At 51.5% G+C, this 21,640-nt stretch carries 17 protein-coding genes and 1 riboswitch; of the genes, 2 read left to right on the plus strand and 15 right to left on the minus strand.

The features are described 5' to 3' along the window. Positions 1-19: 19 nt before the first annotated feature. The 8 genes from tolB to LPB67_RS17910 all read right to left on the minus strand — a co-directional run bounded on the left by tolB (position 20) and on the right by LPB67_RS17910 (position 11,239). On the minus strand, positions 20-1,291 hold the full coding sequence (gene tolB, locus LPB67_RS17875; RefSeq protein WP_262838665.1) for a Tol-Pal system beta propeller repeat protein TolB: 1,272 nt from the start codon (positions 1,289-1,291) through the stop codon (positions 20-22). Between the two features lie 6 nt (positions 1,292-1,297). After that, on the minus strand, positions 1,298-2,203 hold the full coding sequence (tolA, locus tag LPB67_RS17880) for a cell envelope integrity protein TolA (protein ID WP_262838666.1): 906 nt from the start codon (positions 2,201-2,203) through the stop codon (positions 1,298-1,300). Positions 2,204-2,354: 151 nt separating this feature from the next. Continuing rightward, the gene (locus LPB67_RS17885) at positions 2,355-6,689 is read right to left on the minus strand and encodes a translocation/assembly module TamB domain-containing protein (protein WP_262838667.1); all 4,335 of its coding nucleotides are present in this window, start codon (positions 6,687-6,689) and stop codon (positions 2,355-2,357) included. A 30-nt stretch (positions 6,690-6,719) separates the two neighbouring features. Further along, the gene (locus tag LPB67_RS17890; RefSeq protein WP_262838668.1) at positions 6,720-8,702 is read right to left on the minus strand and encodes an autotransporter assembly complex protein TamA; all 1,983 of its coding nucleotides are present in this window, start codon (positions 8,700-8,702) and stop codon (positions 6,720-6,722) included. Next, positions 8,702-9,142, minus strand: coding sequence for an ExbD/TolR family protein (locus LPB67_RS17895; RefSeq protein WP_262838669.1), 441 nt, complete (start codon positions 9,140-9,142; stop codon positions 8,702-8,704). Before LPB67_RS17895 ends, LPB67_RS17890 begins: the two co-directional genes overlap by 1 nt. Before the next feature lie 6 nt (positions 9,143-9,148). Beyond that, on the minus strand, positions 9,149-9,844 hold the full coding sequence (tolQ, locus tag LPB67_RS17900; protein ID WP_262838670.1) for a protein TolQ: 696 nt from the start codon (positions 9,842-9,844) through the stop codon (positions 9,149-9,151). Positions 9,845-9,968: 124 nt separating this feature from the next. Further along, the gene (gene ybgC / locus LPB67_RS17905) at positions 9,969-10,367 is read right to left on the minus strand and encodes a tol-pal system-associated acyl-CoA thioesterase (RefSeq protein ID WP_262838671.1); all 399 of its coding nucleotides are present in this window, start codon (positions 10,365-10,367) and stop codon (positions 9,969-9,971) included. Between the two features lie 119 nt (positions 10,368-10,486). Next, positions 10,487-11,239 carry an SDR family NAD(P)-dependent oxidoreductase gene (locus LPB67_RS17910; RefSeq protein ID WP_262838672.1) on the minus strand — a complete coding sequence of 251 codons (753 nt, stop codon included), beginning with the start codon at positions 11,237-11,239 and terminating at the stop codon, positions 10,487-10,489. Between the two features lie 440 nt (positions 11,240-11,679). After that, positions 11,680-11,815: riboswitch (ZMP/ZTP riboswitch) on the plus strand. A gap of 113 nt (positions 11,816-11,928) precedes the next feature. Here LPB67_RS17910 and glyA point away from each other — a divergent pair. Both glyA and nrdR read left to right on the plus strand, forming a co-directional pair. After that, entirely contained in the window at positions 11,929-13,179 is a 1,251-nt protein-coding gene (gene glyA, locus LPB67_RS17915) for a serine hydroxymethyltransferase (RefSeq protein WP_262838673.1), read from the plus strand. 260 nt (positions 13,180-13,439) lie between these two features. Next, positions 13,440-13,916, plus strand: coding sequence for a transcriptional regulator NrdR (gene nrdR / locus LPB67_RS17920; RefSeq protein WP_262838675.1), 477 nt, complete (start codon positions 13,440-13,442; stop codon positions 13,914-13,916). Between the two features lie 291 nt (positions 13,917-14,207). On the opposite strand, the gene LPB67_RS17925 is transcribed toward nrdR, so the two are convergent. The 7 genes from LPB67_RS17925 to LPB67_RS17960 form a co-directional block, all read right to left on the minus strand. Continuing rightward, the gene (locus LPB67_RS17925) at positions 14,208-14,630 is read right to left on the minus strand and encodes a type IV pilin protein (RefSeq protein WP_316685289.1); all 423 of its coding nucleotides are present in this window, start codon (positions 14,628-14,630) and stop codon (positions 14,208-14,210) included. Between the two features lie 24 nt (positions 14,631-14,654). After that, the gene (locus LPB67_RS17935; RefSeq protein ID WP_262838676.1) at positions 14,655-18,113 is read right to left on the minus strand and encodes a pilus assembly protein; all 3,459 of its coding nucleotides are present in this window, start codon (positions 18,111-18,113) and stop codon (positions 14,655-14,657) included. 20 nt (positions 18,114-18,133) lie between these two features. Next, positions 18,134-18,646 carry a PilX N-terminal domain-containing pilus assembly protein gene (locus LPB67_RS17940; RefSeq protein ID WP_262838677.1) on the minus strand — a complete coding sequence of 171 codons (513 nt, stop codon included), beginning with the start codon at positions 18,644-18,646 and terminating at the stop codon, positions 18,134-18,136. 22 nt (positions 18,647-18,668) lie between these two features. After that, complete coding sequence (locus tag LPB67_RS17945; protein WP_262838678.1) at positions 18,669-19,586, minus strand: PilW family protein; 918 nt, start codon at positions 19,584-19,586, stop codon at positions 18,669-18,671. Continuing rightward, positions 19,583-20,140 (minus strand): type IV pilus modification protein PilV, encoded by a 558-nt coding sequence (gene pilV / locus LPB67_RS17950; RefSeq protein ID WP_262838679.1) that lies wholly within the window; start codon positions 20,138-20,140, stop codon positions 19,583-19,585. The genes LPB67_RS17945 and pilV overlap by 4 nt, the downstream gene beginning before the upstream one ends. Before the next feature lie 15 nt (positions 20,141-20,155). Continuing rightward, positions 20,156-20,725 carry a GspH/FimT family pseudopilin gene (locus LPB67_RS17955; protein ID WP_262838680.1) on the minus strand — a complete coding sequence of 190 codons (570 nt, stop codon included), beginning with the start codon at positions 20,723-20,725 and terminating at the stop codon, positions 20,156-20,158. 139 nt (positions 20,726-20,864) lie between these two features. Continuing rightward, entirely contained in the window at positions 20,865-21,452 is a 588-nt protein-coding gene (locus LPB67_RS17960) for a GspH/FimT family pseudopilin (RefSeq protein ID WP_262838681.1), read from the minus strand. Between the last annotated feature and the right edge of the window lie 188 nt (positions 21,453-21,640).

Raw genomic sequence — 21,640 nt, forward strand, 5'->3', positions numbered from 1 at the left:
ACATAGAACTCTTGAACTATTACTTCATGAAAGGACCCCAAGTGGGTTCCCGAATATCTCCGGCTTGCACCGTCAATTTTTGCTTCACCCTGCCATCGACCGATACCACGGCCAATGAGCCGCGCCGCCCGGATTCAGTAGCGTACATGATGTATCTGCCGTTCGGTGAAAAACTCGGCGACTCGTCTTTTACCGTATCGGATAAACGCTGCTCCTGACCGCTGGCCAGGTCCAGTGAATACAACTGGAACTTACCGTCGCGACGGGAAATATAGGCCAGGGTTTTTCCGTCTGGCGATATCCTCGGGGTAATATTATAACTGCCGCCGAAGGTGACGCGTTTAGCGTCGCCGCCATTAGCGCTCATGCGATAGATTTGCGGACCGCCGCTGCGATCACTGAGGAAGTAAATGTATTGTCCGTCGGCAGAGAATTGTGGCTCGGTATCGATACCGCTAGTCTGCGTCAGACGCTGCAAACCCGTGCCATTCGCATTCACCAGATAAATCTGCGTCAGGCCATCACGCGATAAAGCCAGCGCCAATTTACTGCCATCCGGCGACCAGGCCGGTGCCGAGTTACTGCCCTTGTAGTTCGCAATCACAGTGCGCTCACGCGTGATCAGGTTTTGTACATAGATCACCGGCTTCTTCGCTTCGAAAGACACGTAGGCTACCTTGGTGCCATCCGGCGACCAGGCTGGTGAAATGATAGGTTCGTTCGAGCGCAACGCAACTTGCGTACCATCACCGTCTGCATCCGCGACTTCTAAGCGGAACTCATTACCGGCTTTAGTCACATAAGCGATACGGGTGGAAAAAGCACCGCGCACACCGATCAGTTTTTCGTAAATATCGTCGGCGATTCTGTGTGCGGTCAGACGTGTATTCGCAGGCGGTGCAGCCAGCGCGAAGCCGGACAGCGTCGACGATTTGATGGTATCCAATAATTTATAGCGAACATCAAAACGACCGTCGCTTAATTTTTGTACGCTACCGACCACCAGCGCTTCTGCACCGCGCGACTTCCAGCTATCAAAATTCACTGGACTGGTTTCGGTGATGACCGTGCCCACATCGATCAAACGGAAGTAGCCGCTGCGTGTCAAATCGTCTTTAATGATCGCGGTGATTTGTTGCGGCATTAATCCCTCATCGGCAAAGCTGGCGATCGCAATCGGGATTTGCGTTGAGCCTACGCCGGATACTTCAACCCGCAATTGCGCATACGCCAAACCCGTCACCAATGCAGCGCTCAATCCCAAGGCTTTAATCAAGGAAACAATCTTCATTCCGATTTATTCTTTCATTCTATGAACATACACAATACTCGATGGCACTTCACCGGATTTATCTCTGGGGAAAGGCGCGGATTTTTCGATCGCTTTTTCTACCGCTTCATCAAAACCCGGAATGCCGGAGGATTTTAACTTGCGTATTGGACCACGCAGAGAACCATCGGGCAATAACTCTATCCGGTATTCTACGGTAGGATTGTTACCAGACGTTTCAGGCGCATTAAATACGGTATTCGAGCGTACTTTAGTGCCTATGCGGGCGGCATAACTTGGGTCGCCGCGGTTGTTGCCGGTTGATTTCGCCGCGTCGCCTGTGCCGCCGCTACCGGTCGCCGTGGCTTGCCCGGTTAAGCGGCGCATATCCTCCTCGCGCATTTTTTCACGGGCAATTTGCTCTTTATTTTGCTGTTTCTTGCTATCCGCAAGTTTTTTCTTGTCAGCTTCTTCTGCGGCAAGTTTGTCCACTTTTTTCTTTTGCTCCGCGAGTTTTTCTTTTTCTTTTTTCAGGTTCAACTCTTGTTCCTGCTTACGCTTGACCTCTTCGCGCTCTGCTTTTTGCTGGTCTTCGAGTTTTTTCTTTTCAGCGAGTTTGCGCTTTTTTTCTTGCGCCAGGGCGATCTCGGGATCTTCAAGCGGCGCCACCTTAACGACCGGCTTTTCCGGAGTCACCATTTTTTCCGGCTCGGGAGTAGTCTCGACCGGCACCGGCTTGGGAGCGGCGTCCCTGGTCGTCATATCCCAGACTTCCGCCTCGACCGCCATGGTCTCTTTGTTTTGCCATTGCACGCCGACCCACAGGAAAGCCAGCAATAGCAAATGAACCAATGCCGCCAGGCTGACGGCGCGCCATTGACCCGGCTCGCGTGGAAATCTGTCTGCAGGGATATTCAGGGGAAATTCTTTCATGACTTTATATGATGCATCAATCGCAGCTTAGTTTCTTGATTTTGAGAATAAATGATTGCCTGCACGCTATTTTTAGCTTGGTACTGCACTGCCAGCAAAATTATAAGCGGGATCGCTGCATGAAGTCGGCAATCGCCGGCTAAATAGTCTCTTAGTTAAATGAAAACGTATAGTAAGCATCGACCGAAGATTCATTGCCCGTCCTGCCGATAATACTGATGCGCCGGGTCAGTTGCCAGCTTAACTTGATCGCACCGCTGGCATCCGACAACCCCCGCTCGACCGATAACACAATGCCGGGCGCCAGTCGCTTACCTATCGTCACCACCTGATTGCCGGAATTTGATCCCAATGAAGTAGCGCCGGCAATGGTCTGGCTTGGTAATTTGGAGCCATTGCCGGTATCGGCGGTTCCCATGGAGAATTCATCAAAACCCAAGCCGTTGACGACATCCCGCGGGATATTGCGACTGCCGTCTCCGCCAAATATAGCGCTGGCAGCCGACATCAGCAGAGACGCATCATTGCCTGCAATCTGGTCTGAGCCGCGTCCGAGTACCAGCCAGGATAATTTTTCCGCGTCTGGCACGCTGGGTTCAGAGACCAGCCGCACCTGCGGCGCAGCCACCGTGCCGACCACTTCGACCCCGGCCTCAACCGCCAGCCCCTGACGCAAGGCGCGTATGTTCAAGCCCGGATTTCCCGGCGGCCCCTGAAAATTTAAAATACCGCGCTCGATCGCCAATTGCTGACCATAGCCTTCATAAGCGCCGCCGACAGTGCGGATCGAGCCGCTGGCCTGCATAGGGTTGCCGTCGGCGGCGCGTAAGCGTATCGTACCGGCCAGCGCGGTATCCAGTCCGCGGCCAACAAACACAAAGCGCGGCCCCATGTCAAAGCTCATGTCGAGACGGGATTTGAGGGCTTTTTTATTCGCATCCTCCGCTGCTTTCAGTTGCGCCGCCTTGTCCTTATTGCGAATCACGACCACATCGCCGGATAAGCTCGGCGGCGGCAATTTAGGCAATTTGAAGTAAGCGCCATCGGCCTTGAGCTTGCCGGTCAGGTTCCAGACATCTTTGACATTCACTATATTGGTTTCGCCGCTGACCACCAGCCAGCGATCATTTCTCTGCAACAGCGGGAATTGCTTCATTTGCGCCTGAATATTGCCGCTTTCATTGCGGATATCGATATCACCACTGGCGCTGAGTTGGCCTTTTTGCCCTATCCAATTTATCCCCTGAAATTGCGCGTGGCGCGGCATCATCGATACCGTATTCGAAAATTCCAGGCGATTCAGCCGTACATGACTTTCATCGACGACCGCTTCCAAAATACCGTTTGGCAAGAGTAAGCCTTCAGAGGCAAAGGCGACTTCGAGTTCGCGTCCGCTGAGCCTGGCTTGATACTTGGGTTGCCTGATCTGCCCCGCCAGTTGCGCATCGATCAGCAACTTGCCTTTCAATGCCAGGCCGGGATTAATCCATGGACCCAGCCACTGCACGTCAGGAATATCGGCCTTCACCTGACCGGCAAGAGCCGCATCAGGAGGCAGGGTCCAGCCGCCCGATTGCTTGCCGATGGCGGAGCTTGCCTGAATTTGCCAGCGCCCCAGCCGCGCACCGTCGGCACTCGCATTCAGCGTTAGTCTGGTGGCGTCACTACCGGCAACGACGCCCCCTAAAGCAAGCTGCATCTGCAGATCGCGGATGCCCAGGGGAATCGCTTTACCGGTACCGTCGGCATCATTGATACGCACGTCGCCACTCTGGCGCTGCATGTGAAGCTCGCCCTGCAGATGGTTCTTGAGTTGCAGATTCCATGCTGCATCGAGCAATAAATCGCCCTCGACCGCGTATTGCGGGCGGATCAGGTGCGCCAAGGCGATCGCATCCATTGCGGCCCATTTACCCTGCGTCTTGATTCCATCGGGCGACCAGTCGAACTGCGTCAGATTCAAACGACCCATCGTTCCCGACAAGGCAACATCGCTTAAACTCACGGCCTGACTGGATGCACGCAATTTGACTGGTGCGAGTAAGTTCAGGTCGGGCTTGCCGGTCAAATTCGCGCTGAGAATCTGTCCCTGCCATTGCAATGGTTCATCGTTATTTTTTGTTGCCGGATTTATCGCTCCACCCAGGCTGCCGGCAGCCCGTACGCTCAGGCTGCGCGTTGCCGTAAAGCGGCTATTCAGATCGATCGTATGCGCAGCGCGCGTCCCTTTTAACAGCAAGCTGATTTGCTCGGCCAACATTGGCAAACCCGCGTCTTTATTCGCATTCAGCGTATCGGTGGCAGTGCGTCTGGCGAGATCGCTGCGCAGATTTTTGACCTGGACATCGCCATCAAATGCACCTTGAATGCCGCGTGCCAAATCGACCTTCGCTTGTACGCTATCGATCTCCCATTGCCGGCCGTAGCGTAGTCGCTGCGCGCTGACATCGAGCATGCCGGCAGGCTCAGTCATTGTGCCGTGCAAGCGCAGTTGCGCTTTCACAGTGCCCGCCAGGGTCTGCTGCGCAGGCAACCAGGGCGAGATCGCAGCCAGATCCGGCATCTCGATCGCCAGTTGCAACTGATCCTTGTCATTGCCCCAGATGCCTTGCCCGGTCAAGGTGTTTTTACCCCAATGCAGATCAAGCTGGTTGATGGTCAAAGCAAGATCTTGCTGCCAGCGGCCATCAATCACGCCAGCCAGGTTCTGTCCGGCATATTGCCCTTGCAAAGCACTTAGATGCAGCGCTACATCAAGTTTTGGTTGTAGTTGTCCGGAGGCGGAAAAATCGGCATTGATATTCCCTGCTGGCACCTTGACCCAGCGTGCCGGATCCACATGCTGCATGCTGCCTTTGGCATTAAATCGCAGCGCGCCGCTTAACACGATCTCGCCTTGCGCTTGCAAGCGCGAACCGGCGGAGGTCAGATCGAACTTGGTTAAACGCACCAGCGCGGCTTGCTCTGTCGTTGTCCCTACTTTTTTGGGTTCTGTTTTTAATTCTGGCTGGTAGCTGGCCTCGGCGTTCAGGCTGGCGCGCGGATCGCTCAATTGTGCCTGGAAGTTAATTCGATGATCCGGCTTCGATTGCGCCTGGATATGGCCCTTCAATTGCGTGGGCTGGATACGTCTGTCCAATTGCGCCAGATCGACATCTGATACATCGAAACGTGCATCGATCAAAGGCAGGCCTGATGACAATAACTGTACCTGCGCAGCGCCGGCCACTCGCCCTTTTCCGGCCAATTGCATCTGCGTCTGATCGAGCGAAAAATGATCGCCGCTCCAGGCTATAGCCGAAGTCAATTTTGTGAATGGCAAACCGTTCTGGTCAAATCGAGAGGGCTGCGAATTGCTGACCTGGATCTTGCCAGCCAAATTCAGCTCGGTTGAGGTGCTTGATGCCGCGCTGACAGATTTTTTCGTGGTCGATTTCGAATCCGCGGATAAAACTACTGGCTGCAAATCAGCGGCAATATTTAAATGCGCCACCGGTGCCTGCGCCGCAAACTCAGCCGGATTAAAGCCCGAGATAGTCGCGCGTAAAGTACGCACTGCCTGTCTGGAAAAAGGCGCGAGCACCGCGCTCAGTTCGCCTTGCAAGGTAGAAGCCATTTTTGCCTTGCCGACTACGGCATTAGCGCCTGTGCTTGCTAGCGGCTCGCTCAATTTCGCTTTGGCATTCACCCGCAATTCTTCTAGAGATCCGGACAGACTTCCAGCCACGCCGATCTCCGGCAGTTGTACATCCGGTTGCCCGCGATAATCGAATTCTGCCTGCGTTTTAAAAGGGCGCTGGGTCGCAATCGTCATTCGCGTGCCGACCTGGCCGAAATCCGTTTTAACGCTGGCCTGCAAGTGATGCTGGCTTTGATTCGATTGCAACAGCGCAGTAATTCCTGTCAGCGTGATGACAGGTGCGACTTTGAACTTGCGGCCATCGACCACAAAACTGGCAATGCTTAATCTGCCTATCGCCGCCTGCTCAAGCGCGATATCGATACCTGCATTGAGATTTGCCGGCAGGCTGGCCGGCGTTTTATCTTCCAGCGTCTCAATTTGCAGCGCCGCGATTTGCAGGCTTTGCACGGATAGCTTGCCGCGCAGCAGTGCCGGAGCCTGCCAGCGCATGGCAACTCCGCCCGCCTTCACATGCAGTGTCGCGGTTTGATAACGCAGCTCGCCAATGCGCAGTTCATCCAGCAGGCGGCCGCTGACATCGGTAAAACTGAGCTGCCCTGCGCTTGCCACTTGCGCCAGATTCAGTAAGGTTGCTGTGCCCGATTGTGTCCAGCCAACCCATCCCGCGGCTATCGCCAATAAAGCCGGCAAGAGCGCCAGCCACCATAAGCGGCGACCGAAACATGCTGATTTATTTTTTTTCACGGCGCCGCCATCCGCCTTGCCTTGCATGGCAGATGCCTCGGCAGTATGCGCCGCACTGGCTTGCCGGTCTCGTTCTGACTGTGGAGCATCCTGATTCATGGCGCATTCATAGTGACATTATCTGCATCATCAAAATGCAATCGCAATCGAAAAATCGAGGCGGAATTTTTTGATGTTTTTTCCATAGGCCAGATCGAGCGCCACCGGTCCCGCAGGAGTCTTATACCGCCCGCCTATGCCGTAACCTTGCTTGGCGCTGTGATCCCGCCAATTATCGGCCGCATCGCCGAGGTCGAGAAAAGCGGCTGCGCCCCAGTTTGATTTAGTCCAATGCACATACTCGGCACTCGCGACGCCCATGACTTTGCCGCCAGTAACGGCTCCGGCATTCTGGATACCTAGACTTTGATAGGCGTAACCGCGAACCGTGCTGCTACCGCCGGTGCGAAACAAATATTCTTCAGGGATACCATCACGACTTTGCGACAGCACCTGGCCCACTTCCGCACGCAAGATAATGCTGTCGCGTTGTGCTACCGGGATCCAGCGCTGATACTTCGCATAGGTACGGATAAAACGCTGATCCGATAGCAAAGCTTTTTCTGAAAACGCCAGGTCGAGTTGTGCGATCTGGCCTTTACGCGGTGCGAAACTATCGTCGACATCGCGCCAGGTCCACCCCACTGAGGTCACCAGCGCCTTATTAAAGCGGAGCGGGCCGCCATCGATTTCAACTTTTTCACGCAATAAATTGACACCGATGCGTTGTTCCAGATGATTGCGGGTGCTGGTACGCTTGATGCCCAAAGCCGTCCGGGTTAACACTAATCCTGAGATATCTTGTCGATCCGCTAGCACGCCAAAGGAATCTAAAAATTGCGCATCTCGCGGCGGCAGGTAGATATCGGCATAACCAAGCTGACGTTTTTGTTCGATACGCACGGCACTGCGCAAGTCCCATGCCTTGCTCAAAATATCCCGGTCACGATAAGACACTTCGGCACGAAAACCGGTGTTGCTGCTATAGCCGGCACCAAAGCCCAGATCCCTTGCCTTGCGCTCAACGACACTCACTTCGACAGGCGCACTGTCTGCCTTGGCGGGATCGGTATCGACATTCACGGTAACCGTGGAAAAATAAGCGGAGTTTTGCAAGGCGCGCTGATATTCGAGCAAACGTGAACGCGAATAAGCCTCGCCTTTTTTGGGTGCCTGATAACGCTCCAGCAACCAGGCAGGAAAACGCTGCAAGCCCGTCACCGTGATCTCGCCCAGAGTGAATGGCGGTCCGCTGTCGATCTCCACTGCCAGCGTCGCCGAGTTGCTATCGGCATCAATCGTCGCGTTGCTGTTAACGATGGACGCTGCGGCATAGACGTCGGCGCGCAGTGTTTCAGTGAGTGCGGTTTTTGCGTTGTCCCACTCTTCATCGCGGAACGCCGCTCCTGTCGCCAAGCCCCAGTCTGCCGTCAATTCATTCTGACGTTTGAGCGCATCCGCCTGGCCCGCTTTGGCCGCGTCAGCCAGTGCTCCGGAAAACTGTAGCTTGACGTCTTTTACCAGCGTCCGGCTACCGGCATCGATGTTCACGTAAATCACCATGCTCTGGTTTGAATGTCCGCCGTTCAGCTTGTCACGCGCATCGAATGAGATGACAGGAGAAAAATAACCCTCCGTGGCCAGGATATTGCCGATATCGAGCCGCAATTTGCGCAGCAAGGTCGGGGTTACGTTTTGCGGATCGGTATTCGATGCAAGCTCGGGAATGTGCTGCTTGATCAGGGCCAGCCAATCGCCGCTGGCGTCACCGATTTGGAAACGTTGTGCGGATGCCGAAACGACGCTGGCATCTTCTGCAAATTCAGCTAGCGGTTCATCGCTTTTTGCCGGGCTGGAAGCGTTAGTCTGGAGCTCAGTCGCGGATGTTTCTTCTAGCGCTTTTTCTGATATTTTTTCTAAATTCTTTGGCGGAATTTCTGATGGCGTTTTTACCGGATGCAAGTCCACGTCGGCTACTGCGCTGAACGCGGGCGGCTCCGATGCCAGGCAATCGCTGAACCCGGCACTCCATACCACCAAGCTGCAACAGACAACAACGGAACGCACAGGCATCACTTGGTCGCCAGACCAACCCGATTGATGCCGAGTTTTTTCGCTTCGGAAATGACTTGAATGATTTCGTCGTACTTCATTTCTTTATCCGCCGATACCATGACGGATAACTCCGGCTTGGCATCGTGATATTCCTTGAGTTTCTGCATCAACTGCTGATGATTCACCGCAGTTTCTTGCGACTCTCGCTTGCTATTGCCGTTACTGCTGCCCCTGGTATTGATACTGATGGCGTATTTATTGGTGTCCAGAGTGATTTCTATATAGTCCGATGGCGGCTGGGTCGATTGTCCCGCGGTCGGCAGATTGATCACGCTGGGATTCGTCATCGGTGCTGCCACCATGAAAATCACCAGTAGCACCAGCATCACGTCGATGTAGGGGACGACATTAATTTCTGCCTTGAATTTGCGTTTACGTTCGCCACGCAGAGAACTCATGAATGCTTAACGGGATTGTCTTTGCAAAATATTCGAGAACTCTTCGATAAAGGTTTCAAAGCGAATCGCCAGCCGGTCGATGTCGTGCGAATAGCGGTTGTAGGCCAGCACCGCCGGAATCGCGGCAAACAAACCAATCGCAGTCGCAATCAGCGCCTCGGCGATGCCGGGCGCGACCGCTGCCAGCGTGGCTTGCTGCACATTCGCCAGGCCGCGGAAGGCATTCATGATCCCCCACACGGTACCGAACAGGCCGACATACGGAGAGACCGAGCCGACCGATGCCAGAAACGATAAATGCGCCTCCAGATGATCCATCTCGCGCTGATACGCAGCGCGCATCGCACGGCGTGCACCGTCCAGCATGGCGCTGGCGTCGAGGGTGGCTTTATTGGCGGCCTTGACCTTGTGGTATTCGCTCATGCCGGCCTCAAAAATACGTTCCAGCGCACCGGTCTTGTCGCCGCTGGAGCGACGGTTCGATGTCGCGACCTGATAGAGTTCACCGAGATTGCCGCCGGACCAGAAGTTGCGTTCAAATTCTTCGGTCTGCTTACGCGCTCTTTTGATCGCAAACATTTTGCTGAAAATATAGTTCCAGCTGGTGACGGACACGCCGAGCAAGAGCAGCATAACCAGTTGCACCAGAATCGACGCATTGGCAATCAGGGTAATGAACGATAAGTCTTGAGTAACAGTCATGGTTTCTTTACTTTGGATTTGTACAAAAATTGTCAGTACGGTGTTGCGTTATGCCGGGCGGCTCAGGCATGGCTTATGTGTGGCTTAAGGGTGGCCCAACTCGTCACCGGTTTTAACTATTCCTTCAAGCGATTTTTTCCAGAATATCGTGCGGGATCGGTGCCGGACGTACCGCGCTGGCACTCACGCAGCCGACTTTGATTTTGCCGCTCGCCAGCAAGCGATCGCCGCACCAGGCCTCCTGGATAAATTGCACCGAGGCACGTCCCAGCTTTTCGACCACAACGGTGAGCCTGAGTTCATCGTCCAGCCTGGCGGGAGCATGATACTCGACGGCGGTGCCTTTGACGACAAACATCACTTGATGCTGCGCACTCATGACTTGCTGGCTAATGCCGGCAGCGCGCAACCATTCGGTCCTGGCACGTTCAAAAAACTTCAGGTAATTCGCATAAAACACGATCCCGCCTGCATCGGTATCTTCGTAATAGACGCGTACAAACCAGTTGAATTCTCGCAGCATAGAAATAGGTAATTTGATATAAATAAGGGAGTATCTTTATTTTTAATGCCGATTGCGCATTATTTATAACGGTAAATAAAAATACTCCTGGTCAGTATGATGCAATGGCAGATTATGGTTTATATCGCGTTACGTTTGATATTAAAGCCACCGAAGCCCTGGCAAGTCGGCAGCATTTCGATGTAGTTGATATTCACATGCGGCGGCAGCGTCGCCACCCAATAGGCGGATTCGGCAATATCTAGCGCCGTCAAAGGCACGGTGCCTTCATAGACTTTGGCTGCCGCATCGTCATTGCCCTTGTAGCGCACATTCGAAAACTCGGTGCCACCGCAAAGACCAGGCGCAATATTGGTCGCACGCACACCGGTGCCAACCAGGTCGGCCCGCAAGTTCAAGGTGAATTGATCCACGAATGCCTTGGTTGCGCCGTAGACATTACCACCTGGATACGGCGTAGAACCGGCAATAGAGCCGATATTGATGACCAGACCGCTGCCGCGTTGCACCATTGCCGGCAAAATCGCCCGCGTGACCCGGACCAAACCCTTGGTATTGGTATCGATCATGGTTTCCCAGTCCTCCAGATTGGCCTGGTGTGCCGGTTCGGTGCCGAGCGCCAGTCCGGCGTTATTGACCAGGACATCGATCTGCTGCCAGGCAAGCGGCAATTGCGCCAGGGCGTTCTGAATCGACCCTGTATCGGTGACATCCATTGTGACCGGCAATAAGGCTGCGCCCAGTTCAGCGTGCAATGCCGCCAGCCGGTCTGTACGACGGGCGGCGGCAATCACCTTGTGGCCGTGACTGACGAATTTTCTTGCCATTGCTTCGCCAAAGCCGGAGCTGGCGCCTGTAATTAAGACGATCATGACTGCCTCTTATCGTTATTGGAATGGGTACGCTGAATTTTTAACATCAGGCGTTATTCTATGCGGTTTTGCTGCATCCGTCTGACGGCACCGGACGCAGTCCGTTTAGCGTCACCAGATTTCCCTGCCTGAAAGCAATCTCCGTCTAAATGAGGACTGACGCAAAACGACCCGCTGTCTACCGCAACTCAGTTTGAAACCGCAGGCTGGATGCGGCTTGCAGAGACATTTCGTGCCAGCAGACGCACCCGGCTTGCGGGTTCATTTGAATATCGAAACGCCATGGAGTCTTTCCTCTTGCTTTTCTCTGTGTCTCCGCGCCTCTGTGGTGAGAGGTTTTGGTTTTTGCGTAAGCCCTCAGTCAAAAATTCACTTAATCTACGCAGATCGCAGGCTATTCTTGCTCAATCAGAAGGCTTGACGTAAAATTTGCGGACCATTTCGTCTCACGTGACTGGCGAAAACGTCTTAATTGCATCTGCATTGCCCTCTGGCATACCGGCAGCGACTAACGGCGAAGATGGAGATCCATCGGGAAGCGTGAGATTTCAATAGCCGTGCGCCTGGGTAGCCTGGATGGTAAGAACGATCAAGGCTGCCCGCTCCATTTGTCTTTGCGCTTTATCTGGCACTGGCGCCTGATCCATTACATTCACTGATTCACCTTCTATCTCAACAGGAAGCTTGTCATGTTCGCAAAAAATCATACTCTCGCCAATATTGATCCCGACTTGTATGCCGTGATTCAACAAGAAAATCACCGCCAGCAAGAGCACATCGAACTCATCGCCTCGGAAAACTACACCTCGCCTGCCGTGATGGAGGCGCAAGGTTCGCAACTCACCAACAAATATGCCGAAGGCTATCCGGGCAAACGCTACTACGGCGGCTGCGAACACGTTGATGTCGTCGAGCAACTGGCGATAGACCGCCTGAAGCAATTGTTCGGCGCGAATTTCGCCAACGTGCAGCCGAATTCCGGCTCCCAGGCCAATCAGGGCGTGTTCTTCGCCCTGCTGAATCCAGGCGACACTATCATGGGCATGAGCCTGGCAGAAGGCGGCCACCTGACCCACGGCATGCCTTTGAACATGTCAGGCAAATGGTTCAAGGTAGTTTCTTACGGACTCAACGCACAAGAAGATATCGATTACGATGCGATGGAAAAACTCGCACGCGAAACCAAGCCCAAGCTGATCATCGCCGGCGCATCCGCTTTCGCACTGCGTATCGATTTCGAACGCTTCAGCAAAATCGCCAAAGAAGTCGGCGCCTATTTCATGGTCGACATGGCGCACTATGCAGGCCTGATCGCTGCCGGCGTGTATCCCAACCCGGTGCCGTTCGCCGACGTAGTCACATCGACCACGCATAAGAGCCTGCGCGGCCCACGCGGCGGCATCATCTTGTCGAACGACGAAGCGATTGCCAAGAAAATCAATTCCGCGATTTTCCCAGGCTTGCAAGGCGGCCCGTTGATGCATGTGATCGCTGGTAAAGCCGTCGCGTTCAAAGAAGCGCTGACGCCGGAATTCAAAGCCTACCAGCAGCAAGTCGTTAAAAACGCCGCCGCTTTGGCACAGACACTGACCGAGCGCGGCCTGCGCATCGTCTCCGGCCGTACCGAATCGCACGTGATGCTGGTCGATCTGCGTCCTAAGGGTTTAACCGGTAAAGAAGCCGAAGCCATCCTCGGTTCCGCCCACATGACCTGCAACAAAAACGGCATCCCTAACGATCCGCAAAAACCGATGATCACCTCCGGCATCCGCCTCGGCAGCCCGGCTTTCACGACGCGTGGTTTTAAAGAGGCGGAAGCCGTCAAAGTCGGCCATCTGATTGCCGACGTGCTGGATAATCCGAACGATGCAGCGACCATAGAACGGGTCAAAGTCGAAGTCAAAAAACTGACTGACGCTTTCCCCGTCTACGCAGCGTAAAACCTGAGGTTTATATCCAAATGCCACTCGATCGAGTGGCATTTTTGTATATGACGATGAATCATTTCAAATTGCACACATCAGGAAAGACCAGAGCGATTGTTACCGGTACAAGCGTACCAAATAGCAACATACTCCCACCATGTATTTAGAAGTAACGCAATACTTTGGCGCGGAAGCAGTCGTTTTATGTATGATTGCAAGGGAGTATATAAAATACATGGCATTACACCGTTACTTCAACATCCGGAATCAGAACCATGAAATGCCCCTACTGCCACAACGATGATACCCAGGTGATCGACACCCGCGTCCCGGAAGACGGCAACACCATCCGCCGCCGCCGCCGCTGCGCCAATTGCGACAAGCGTTTTACCACCTATGAGCGCATCGAACTGATCATGCCATCAATCGTCAAAAAGAACGGCAGCAGAACCGAATTTGAACCAGCCAAGCTACGTGCCAGCCTGACGCTGGCGCTGCGCAAACGCCCGGTCTCCGCTGAAGCCGTAGATACCGCAATCCAGCATATCGAAGAGAAACTGCTGTCCACCGGAGAGCGCGAAATCAATTCCGGTTACGTCGGCGAGCTGGTCATGCGCGAACTAAAGCGACTCGATAAAATCGCCTACATCCGCTTCGCCTCGGTGTACAAAAGCTTTGAAGACCTCGCGGAATTCCAGAATGTCATAGAAGAGTTTAAAACTAACGAACGCAAGCCCTTGAAGAAATCGTAAATACGGTAGCGTTAAGAAAATGTAGCAAGCAGGATGCCCGCAAAACCCATATTGACCATGGCGCAAGACTTTGAATCATCTGACATAGCTCTATTAATGACAAGCCAAAACAAAACGACCTGAATGCCAGATGGTATTCAGGTCGAACTCAAATCAATCTGATCAAATGCTCATTCGCAGTATTGATGCCCATTTCCAGTCATTAATACCCTGCAAAGCGCATGCTTATTGCGCTTTGCCTCAAGACTTTCATCCAACTCAACCCCTTCTTCGCCTAGAACAAAGAGCGATTTATTTACCCGCCCAGCAATCCGTTACAGATTTATTGGCAGTCCCCGTCTGTCCCCGCAGGCCGGTCTGATCGATGGTAAAGGTTCCGCATTCGTCGGTACTGACAGGAACCGCTTGCAGTGTGTATTGGCTAGTGTTTGCGGTTGCCGGCACCACAATGCTGAGGTTGTATTTCGCGGTCCCAGCTTCCGGTGATTGTGCAAAAGGTAAGACAGTTGCACTGGCCGGATAAGCATTATCGATGGTAAATTTCTGCTGCATCCAATTGGCATTTTTTAGTAAAGTCGCCATTGCGTCAGCGCGTCTGCCGCGCTTGACATAAGCAGCGTAATTTGGCACTGCGATTGCAGCAAGAATCGCCACAATCACGACCGCGATCATGATTTCAATCAAGGTGAATCCATCTTGCTTTTTGTATTGCATATTTCTCTCCTAAACTGTGCAAAATCAATTCTTGAAAATAATTTCACGCCAGGTTCTGAACGGAGGCACGCTGGAGCGATACATAATTTGCCCCTGGCTTCCATCCAGATTATTAAATTTCAAAACAGTCGTACCGCTCGTCAATTTGATGGCGACTGGATTCGCTTGTGTTCCAGAAATTGCAACCGAGCTGAGATTGCTGTACGGTGTTACGCCGTCATTTTTATAAAATAGAGGCGTAGATGACGCAGCACCGGTTAAGCCATAGAAGCCCATGATTTGCGATGTTCCGCCGCCCTGGCAAGAATCGCTCGTAGGCACAAAGGTCGTCTCCAGTAGAATAGTACTATCCCTGAATAACAGATCACCTACCACGCGTTCACCTGAAGTGAGTAAATCGATATACCAGCCGCGCTTGCTAGCCCAGTCGATGGTGTTGGTAGTCAAGGTGCGTCCGCCAGTCGCCGCCGTCAAGGTCTGCTGCACCAGATTTGCGTGTCCTGCAGCACCGGCACCTGGCTTATCCCAAATCCCATAAATACTTTGGATGTCAGTACTTGTCTTGTCCGCATTCTCGACAAACTTGCCGGTGCCGAAACTGACCAGATAACCGCCTTTGGGATGAACCTGGATATGCGGCTTTTGGGCGATAGGTTGAATATTTTTCGTATTCGTCGCGTCCTTATTCGTGATGAATAATGTGACGGGATTTTGATAGGACAGAGTAGTTTGGCTAGCAGGAGGGGGATCGACAAAACCAAATTTCCACAGGTTCCCATTCACATCACCTGCATACGCTCCAATCAATTCATGATTACGGTTAAACAAGGGAGCCGGCGCCGATAATGCGTTTGGCGCGGCTACCGTACCGCCCAGATCAAATTCTTTCAATACGCTGCCGTCTGCCATCTTGATCAGAAACAGCGCAGCCTTACCAGTCGCGCTGTCATATCCGTTACCGAGCATAATGACTGAATCACCGCTTGGCAGACGTCCAATCACCATCTTACCCATCACCTTGCCCAAATCGGCCAGACCGATATCGGCTGCGGTCTTTTCCCACATGACGCTGCCGGTTCCAAGGCTGCCAGGCGTTGTAATATCAAGCGCAAAAATACTACTGGTCATGCCGGCTCCGGTAGAACCTACCAGCACCGTCTTCCAGCTCGTACCATTGTGATAATCGCCTACCGTTAATGGACCATCGACGAAATATTGATGCACATAAGTTGGATCACTGAGGCTTTTCAGGTTGCCGTAGACCGAATTGGGAATATACGCAAATGTCTCGACACCGGTATTGGCGTTGAATGCATGCAGCATGCCGTCGTTCGCCCCTGCATACAACATCGGTGTATTGGACGATTTGCTAGTAAGGTAAGCCGCATAAGTGGCACCAACCGTAGGTACCGTTGCATAACCGAAATCCTCATCCTGAGCAAATTGCGGTGCTGAGTTAACGATATCGCCCAATTTTTTTTCACGATAGCGATAAATCCCCGGACCTTGTCCTGCTGCAGTTTGTTCTTTGGCGCCGTTACCTTTCAGATAATCCAATACGTCAGAATTACCCAACGCAGATTGCTGACTTCCAACTCCCGACGTTAAATTCGCCCAATCAAATGTCACGGCGGCTTTGCTAGTAGGATTCCAAGTGACAATATTACGAGTATTCCATACTGGCAATAGATCGGCGGCGTCCCAATTTTTTGCACCTTGCACACCCGTAGCAGGATTAATGCCGTAGGACACCAAATGCCCGGTCCATTTTGCCGACTCAAAGCCGGGGGCATAAATCGATGTCGCTCCGCCCACATAGCTACCGGTAGTCGCCACGGAGGCAGCAGCTCCGGTTTGATTGGCAATTTGCTTCAAGATCGTTGTCAGACCTGAAGTCAGCGTGGTCGGATCACCCGCACTGAAATACTGGCCGCGACCATTCACGGCAGCGTGCCACAAATCATCCACCGCGGTCGGATCGTTAGCCACGGGGATAGGCCAATCCTTTTTGCCAGCCTTGATATCGGCAAAATCGCCGGTCGTCGCCGTGGCGTAGTTAGATTGATATTTCAGCGTGCCATTAGCACCCAGACCAATGGTAAAAGTCTGCACATGCTGCCATTTGGCCGGATCCGTAGGACTGCCCGGCAAATTATCTGGCAAGCTCGGACGCAGATCTGTCATGTAGTAATACAGCGCAACGTCGGCCAGAGAATTACTGGAACCCAAGGCATCGTAGGCGCCGATGGCCCTGGTTGAAAACCCGCTATCCACACCATCGGTATTGCCGACGGTTGGGAAGCCGGCTGCCGTATTACTTTCGTTCCAATAACCGTCGGTAGACAAGATGTGATAACTGGAGCGGCAGCTTAGTAACGTCGCGTCCGTTGTACTAGTGCGGTAGGGATCATCATTGGTGTAATCAAAACCTGACAGCGTCCCCTCAAACAGCTTACCGATACGATCCATTTGCGTACGCAACGGCGTACCTTGATTGGGTTGAATGGCAAACAAGGTATTGTAGAATTTCTGCTTCTGTGTCTCATCAAAATCGCGGATGGTCAGCCAGTCAGCGCCGTCGGTCACATCCGTGTTGTTATAGCCAACGTTGCCGGCGTTGTCTATGGGGTTAATCGTATTGAATCCAACCCGATATTGCGGCGTGTAAGGAATCGTCTGCACCGGATCCAGAATGGCGTACACCTGGGACATCACGGATTTTTGCATCTTGATGCGGGTACTGTAATACGAATACCAATTCGCGAAATTCTGAATTTCCTCCGCATAGGTACAGAAGTTGGCAGCGCAATCCGTACGCGTCGTCGCTTTCGAGTAGGTGTTACCAGGCAGGATATCTACACGGCTGGGAAAAGCAGCATCATTAGTTGTTTCAGGATTGCTGTAGCTCACTGGGCCGACAGTGGTGAATATCGTGGTCGTTCCATCCCATTTGTAATAGTACGCATACCTCGCTACTTTTTGCGTATATTTTGTAGTAGCGGTATAGGAATTGCACTGACGCGGCGCGACAGGCGATGCCGGAGCCACATAACAAATCGTGGTCAAGTCTAACGTGCCGCCTGTTGGCGCCGTATAAGGATCATTAATGGCAGACGATGGCGTGCTGTTACCCAGAGAGACACCTTTATAATTCACTCCTGGCGTATAGGTCGTCGCAGGATTGTAATAAATTAAATTATAGGCACTGGAATAAAAAGCCCTGGTGGTTGAATAGAACATCGATGCTTTATCATAATTGGTAAGACCGTCATTCCCAGTCAAATCACCCCAAGACATACTCCCGGAATTATCCAACGTATACATAATATTCGGCTTGGCTGGAATCACCAGAAATAATGGCGTTTGCGATACCGCAGCGACCGCGGTGCCGGATACCGCCAAGATACTGATGCAAAATCCAGACAACAATTGCCTCAGCAATGAGCGCACGCTGGCACGCTTCGAAGGTAGTAATTGCAACATGGAGGCTTCTCCGATCTCAATCAAAATTTTAAGTAACTCTGTAATATCACAACCGCTGTATCAGCACCGCCGCTGGCACGCGCAGTAATCCGGTAGGCGCGAACAGTTTTATCCCTGACCTCTTCACCCACGTCTAATGCCAGGGTCTTGGATACGTCTTCCACCATACATCGCGGCGGCGCAACCAGACCTTGTTTATTAGCATCGTTTATCGAAATAATCTCCGTTGATATTCCGTTATTGGTGCCCTTCCAGTTGTTATCGACTTCCCAATCCTCAGGACCAGTAGTAGCTGGCTGAATCAGCGGCACGCCAATAGGTGTGGTTTGCAACTGATTCTCACAAAAACGCAATGCTTGCTCTGCCGCTTGAAAAGCCAATTGCTGATTCCTTTGGTTACCGGCCACTTTTTCACCTAAGGTGACATTACGGATCGCGGTAACTCCCAGTAGCATCATGACAATCAAAAAAATCAGGACGACTGGTAAAGCAATCCCTGTTTGAATCCATCTTTTTTTAAATTTCGTGTTCATCATATTCTTCACCGACTTCTGATCATTTCAAACTTGGGGTGGCGTTATTGCGAATAGTAAAAACATTGGTGAACGTCGAACGCAATTTTTTATCAGTCGCTGTCTGTGAAGTTCCATCGCATTTGGTATAGGTTTGAAAGCTTGGGGCAACATTGTTTGCACTGGCTACCAGCAAACAAACCTTGACACTGATCACCTGATTCCAGCTATCTTTGCTGTTTTGAGCACTAACAGGCAATGCATCGATCACCGTGGCGTCGGTCGTATATTGATCAGGTGTAAAGTTGCCAGTAGTATCGGCGCCATAGGTAATAACCATGTTTTCTACATTGCTAAGGATGGGCTGGGGATTGGCAAAGTTACCGCTGCCATTGCAATAAAGAGAGGTTGTCGTTTCACCCGCTTTTTTATCCAGGTAAAAACGATTGGTAACAATGCCAGGATCGGTCGCCGTTTTATTATCTGATCCGTTAGCATTTTTTTTAGCGGCGTTTTGACCGTTGCAATCAGCACCTGTACCCGTGTTTGCATCGTATTGATCGTCGGTCCTATACCTGATTTGAATTCCCGGCGTACTCGCTGTAGTTGCGCAAGCCGGAGCCAAGGATGTATCGGTAGGGATATTAAAGCCGAAATTGCAACCTAATAATCCCTGTGCCGGACTACCATCTGCTTTTACAAAATCGGTCGTTGTTGCGGTGACTATTCTGCCGTAACCGGCTTGCATGATGCTACGGCCAATCAGCCCCATTGCATAACGCCCATCCTCTTGCAGACGAGAATTGTCATCATTGATATTGTAGCTACCCTTACTACTGACAAACATGCTGCTGATAAATATAAGAATGATTAGTCCTACAGTGATGGAGACCATCAGCTCAATCAAGGTGAAACCTTGTTGCCGGCAAAAATCAGGCGAAGGTAGAATGTTTTTTTTCATGGCAAAAATACCGTTTTAAAGCAACGTACATCCATCCCGACTGAAGCGGTACAATTAGCATCAGGAGTGCTTTCTTGCACTATTCCGCCAGTTGTTTTGTCATTTTTACTGGGTTCTTTGAAATACACCGTAATCGTAAAACCTTTGAGTACGTCGCCAGAGACTTCTCCCCAGCCACCGTTGACCGTATTTTTCAGATTGAGTCGCCATTCGCACAAATCTTTGGTCGCCACGTCCGCGATAGTGGCGGAGCTTGTGGGACATGCTCCGGCCGCTAAACTTGGGTTTGCAAGATAAGGATCCGTCGTCACATAATTATTTGCCTTGGCTCCCGCCACGTTAGCCCGCATCCTGTCGGCGATGTCTGCCGTATTTAAACTGGCGAGCGAACGATAATGCGCAGTTTTTTGGAAGCGTAATGAGGTGACTTGCAGACCGGCCAGACCCAGCATGGCAAAAGAGGTAATCACCAGTGCGACCAGTACTTCGATCATGCCAACACCAAGTTGATGTGAAAAAATAGGACTCATTTTTTTTTGAAAAGAGATATTCATCATGTTTTTAATGTCTTAGCAATTCGTTGCGCTACCACCCGGAATGGTTTTCACGCGACCGGTTCGCTCCATACAAACCTCTCGCCCATATAAATTATTAAAACTAAAATTAAATGTACTGGTTGCTGTCGTAATAGGCTGACCACTGCTATTAAATGTGATGCTGGTCACGCTAGATGGGATCAAAATTGTATTGGGAAACACGGCTTGACGAGAAAGAATTGTTTCAGTTGCCTGATAGACACCGATGTTAGTGCTAGTACTATTTTCTACGTAGACCAACCAACCGGAGGTCCAATCAAGTGCGCTGGCATCGCAGGTTGGAGTAGAAGACATGGCATTTGTACTACGGCAGATAGTCACCAATTTGCCCTGCTTGATCGCCTCAGATCGAGCTAATGTTGTCGCACCGACGAATTCATTGACTGCAGTTGAGACGCGATTATTATTTATGAATGAAGTCATATTTGGAACGGCTATCGCCAGCAAAATCACCGCGATAGTTATCGTAACCATCAACTCAACCAAGGTAAACCCTTGATTTTTTAGAATTTTCTTTAATTGAAAGCAATTCGGATTTTGCATTTGATGGCTTAGAGGCTGAAAACTTGGATGTAGGCTAGTCCAAACATACAACTTGGGCAATATTGAGCCGATGGAGTGTCGATTGCTTGGGATGAGTGGTACTTTTAATCATTCTGCGGCTGATTATTGATAAATTTGTTCAGACACAAGCGACAGCGTCGCGGATTACACGAATTCGTCCGGTACGTGCAATGCAAATCGTTCGATCAAATTTGCCATCGACATTGAATCTAAAATTACTACCCGCCATGCTTCCAAGAGGTTCTCCTGCTGTGTTATAGGTGATCGATTTAGCAGAGGCCGGGCTATAGGTTTTGTCGGGAAGGGCGCCTTGGCGCAACAAAATTTCTTCACCTGCATTCACAGTTCCAATTCCGGTTGCGGTACTATTCTCGACAAACACCAACCAACCTACGCCCCAGTCATCCCCATCTCTATCCCCGCTGGCGGTTTTATGGCAAGCATTACTTCCAGACTCGGCATTGATGCTGCGACAAACGGTAACTAATCGACCACGTTTAATGGCCTCTGACCGAGCCAGATTATGTGCCGCTATAAATTCATTGACGTTACCAGAGAGACGATTTTCAATCAAAATATTACGCATGGCGGGGATTGCAATCATTAAAAGAATCGCTATTATTGTGATGACTATAGCCAACTCAATCAATGTAAAGCCAGATTTCACATATGCATGTTTAGACATGCTTAATTTGATATGAATCATTTCGACATCCCTTTATCTTATAAACAATTTGCTTAGGATAACCTTTAGTTTTCTTTCTATCAATTAATTAATCAAACGACTGAAACAAACTGATTAGTCTGATCGCACAAGATATCAATGTCACTTCTGGACTGGATGGACAGTATAGAAGTCCGGAGATTGCCGTTCTGTAAAAGCAAAAGCCCCCG

This window comes from Undibacterium sp. Jales W-56 (assembly GCF_025548535.1).
Lineage (GTDB): Bacteria > Pseudomonadota > Gammaproteobacteria > Burkholderiales > Burkholderiaceae_D > Undibacterium.